Source organism: Shewanella sp. MMG014, assembly GCF_018100775.1.
GTDB classification, from domain to species: Bacteria; Pseudomonadota; Gammaproteobacteria; order Enterobacterales; family Shewanellaceae; genus Shewanella; species Shewanella japonica.
The window spans coordinates 1-2,390 of record NZ_JAGJDZ010000026.1 but is presented as its reverse complement, the minus strand read 5'-3'; the positions used below and the strand labels follow the sequence as shown (position 1 = coordinate 2,390).

Annotated in this window: 1 protein-coding gene and 2 tRNA genes; 1 reads left to right on the top strand and 2 read right to left on the bottom strand. The window is 41.5% G+C overall.

Features of this window, described 5'->3' with window-relative positions; all coding sequences use genetic code 11:
- Positions 1-131 precede the first annotated feature (131 nt).
- Positions 132-207 (bottom strand) — tRNA-Ala (locus J8L86_RS20960).
- Positions 208-312: 105 nt separating this feature from the next.
- Positions 313-1,722: a glutamate--tRNA ligase gene (gene gltX, locus J8L86_RS20955; protein WP_211031446.1), complete on the bottom strand. Its 1,410-nt coding sequence runs from the start codon at positions 1,720-1,722 to the stop codon at positions 313-315.
- A 511-nt stretch (positions 1,723-2,233) separates the two neighbouring features.
- Between gltX and J8L86_RS20950 the strand changes: the two genes are divergently transcribed.
- Positions 2,234-2,309: transfer RNA gene (locus J8L86_RS20950), tRNA-Val, on the top strand.
- Positions 2,310-2,390: the final 81 nt, after the last annotated feature.

Genomic DNA, 2,390 nt, shown 5'->3' with positions numbered 1-2,390 from the left:
GTTACCGCCGTGAAAGGGCGGTGTCCTAGGCCTCTAGACGAAGGGGACCCGGACTGCATTAGACTCTGCAAAGAGTGAATAACTCATTAAGCTCTGTAGGCTAAAACTTAATGCTTTGATTTAAATATAATTGGTGGAGCTACACGGGATCGAACCGTGGACCTCTTCGCTGCCAGCGAAGCGCTCTCCCAGCTGAGCTATAGCCCCTCAACTATACTTAATACATTTGGACATGCTGCGATAAATAATCACGTTGTGTCTCAACTGCGAGGCGCATTCTATGCAGCCTCGCCAAAAGTGTCAACTCGTTTTTTAAGAATTTATTCTATCTGCTACAAATTCAATCGCTTTGGATATTCTTTGTTCGCAACGAGCCTTTCCAACTAAAAATAAGGTTAAATCTACAGCAGGTGATATGCCAGCGCCTGTAACGGCTACACGTAAAGGCATTCCGACTTTACCCATTCCCACTTCAAGTTCTGCAGCAGTATCTTCAATTGCTTGATGTATTGCTTCAACAGTCCACTCTGGAAGTGCAGCAATTTTTTGCTGAATTAGCTTTAACGGCTCCATGGCTACGCCACGTAAATGCTTTTTAGCGGCATTTTCGTCAAAAGCGTCGAAATCTTCGTAAAAGTAGCGGCTAGAAGCTGCTAACTCTTTCAAGGTTTTTGCTCTTTCAGATAATGCAGTAACAACTTCAGCTAATGCTGGGCCGTTTGCTGTATCAATTTTTTGGTGATCCATGTGCCATTGAAGATGCTTTGCTACATATTCTGGAGCAAGCTCCTTAATGTAGTGTTGGTTCAACCAATTTAGCTTTTCAGTATTAAAGGCAGAAGCGGCTTTATTGATATCGTCTAGTTTGAATAGCGAGATCATTTCGTCCATCGAAAACACTTCTTGGTCGCCATGTGACCAACCTAAACGTACAAGGTAGTTAAGCAGTGCTTCTGGTAAGTAACCATCATCACGATATTGCATTACACCAACAGCACCATGACGTTTTGACAATTTTGCACCGTCATCACCTAAAATCATCGATACATGAGCATATTCAGGTACTGGTGCACCTAATGCTTTAAGGATGTTAATTTGACGAGGGGTGTTGTTGATGTGGTCTTCACCACGTACAACGCAAGTGATACCCATATCCCAATCATCTACAACTACACAAAAGTTATAAGTCGGCGTACCTTCTGTACGGGCGATAATTAAGTCATCTAAAGTGTCATTAGCAAATTCGATACGACCACGTACATGATCATCAAATACCACACTGCCTTCTGTCGGGTTCTTAAAACGGATGACAAATGGTTCATCTGTATCACGAGGCTCAAGATCACGACAGTGACCATCATATTTTTGTGACTCACCATTCGCAGCTTGTTCTTCACGCATTGCTTCAATACGCTCACGGGAACAATAGCACTTATAAGCAGTACCTTCTTCTAGCATCTGCGTAATGATTTCGTTATAACGATCGAAACGTTTAGTTTGGTAATATGGACCTTCATCCCAAGTTAGTCCTAACCATTCCATTCCTTCAAGAATGGCTGCACATGCTTCAGGTGTTGAACGTTCAATATCAGTATCTTCTACACGTAAAACAAACTCGCCTTGGTTTGCGCGGGCATAAAGCCAAGAATAAAGTGCTGTTCGAGCACCACCTACATGTAAAAAGCCTGTTGGGCTAGGAGCAAAACGCGTCTTAGTTGTCATAATGGGACACTAACCTATTTCAAAAACGTCTATAAAAGACAGATATAATAAAGTGGGCGATATTCTATACCTAAACTACCTTATTATGCGAGTTTCACTTTTGATTATATAAGCTGGGTCGCTTTACTTAAGTGATATTATTCTTGTGAAGAAAAACTATAGCTAACAGGCGAATGTCTTGCTGCTTGAAGTTTACTAATTACTGAATGAGTTCTTGATTGCACAAGATAGATTTAATCTGGATAAAGCTCGGCGATTAAAATTAATGCTAAAGCTTAAATTCTTGATACAAGCTTAATGACGAAAGTAAACAAAAGAAAAGACATGAAAGCTTATGACCCTAAACACTTGCTTAATAATGCATCAAAAGGTTAAGTATTCATGTCTGTTATGGGTTTAAAGCGTTTAACAATTCAGCAGTGTGCACGTTTTTAGCGCTGCTAAGCTTTGTTTCGTGAAAAAGTCGTTGACAGTATTTTGTTGCTCCCTATAATACGGCCCCACACAGCGAGGTCGATTAGCTCAGCTGGGAGAGCACCTCCCTTACAAGGAGGGGGTCACTGGTTCGAGCCCAGTATCGACCACCATTCTTTTTTAAGAATTAAATCATTGTGTAAATCCCAGGTCGATTAGCTCAGCTGGGAGAGCACCTCCCTTACAAGGAGGGG